This window comes from Streptomyces sp. NTH33 (assembly GCF_003236365.1).
Taxonomy (GTDB): domain Bacteria; phylum Actinomycetota; class Actinomycetes; order Streptomycetales; family Streptomycetaceae; genus Streptomyces.
Map to the genome: position 1 here is coordinate 1 of NZ_POTZ01001056.1, position 671 is coordinate 671.

Consider the following 671-nt stretch of genomic DNA (forward strand, 5'->3'; position numbering starts at 1 on the left):
TCCCAGGCCCATGGCGCCGGGCCCGCGCCGGGCGCGCCGAGCCCGTACACGCCGGGCCCCTCGGGCCCGTACGGCGGTCCCCCGCAGGTTCCCGCGTCCGCCTCCGGCGGCGGCGCCGGAGGCGGACGCAAGCAGCAGCTGCCGATGTTCCTCGCGGGCCTGGTCGGCGTGCTGGTCGTGATCGGCGCCGTCTTCCACTTCACCGGAGGAAACGGCGGCGGGAAGGGCGACGAGGGCAAGTCGCCGTCCCCCGCGGCCAGCACCCCGCTCGCTCTGCCGCCCGGGGTCAAGTGCAGCGGGGACGGCTGCACCGGCAAGGACGCCGAGAGCATGGGGTGCAGCGGCGAGCTGGTGACCACCGCCCGGAGCGTCACCGTCGGCACCACCTTCCTGGAGATCCGCTACAGCAAGACCTGCGGCGCCGCCTGGGCCCGTATCACCCAGGCCGTGCCGGGCGACGAGGTCCAGGTCACGGTCGGCTCGCACAAGGAGACCGGCGGCATCACCAAGGCCGGCGAGACGATCGCGTACACGCCGATGGTCGCGGTGAAGGACGCGGCAGAGGTGACGGCGTGCGCGACGCTGGCCTCGGGACAGCAGGGGTGCGCGAAGTAACCGGCGGGGAGCGCACGAAGTAACCGGCGGGGAGCGTCGGGAGCGGTGTGCCGGGC

The 671-nt window shown here is 74.7% G+C and carries 1 protein-coding gene; it reads left to right on the top strand.

Going from position 1 to position 671, the window contains the following annotated elements; translation table 11 throughout:
- Positions 1–615: DUF2690 domain-containing protein (locus tag C1I97_RS38435; protein WP_146608476.1), on the top strand; the 615-nt coding region annotated here is incomplete at its 5' end.
- Positions 616–671: the final 56 nt, after the last annotated feature.